The organism is Bacteroides sp. CAG:189 (genome assembly GCF_000432295.1).
GTDB classification, from domain to species: domain Bacteria; phylum Bacteroidota; class Bacteroidia; order Bacteroidales; family Bacteroidaceae; genus Bacteroides; species Bacteroides salyersiae.
Map to the genome: position 1 here is coordinate 276 of NZ_HF990960.1, position 234 is coordinate 509.

Sequence of the window (234 nt, forward strand, 5' to 3'; positions counted from 1 at the left end):
CAAACAAAAGAAGGAATAGTGTGATCTTCATAGTTCGTAATATTTGCTTAAATACTAAACTTTTTGGGCAAAAAAGCCCATTCAAAGAAATTTTTCTCATATCTTTGTAATGTGTTAAGTTAATAAATTGATTAAGGTCGATTTTTGACTGTTTCGGATCGGAAAGTATGGGGGTACTTTCCGATCTTTTTTGTAGGGGTAATTAGCAGACTGTTTCTTTTATTTCATAATGCT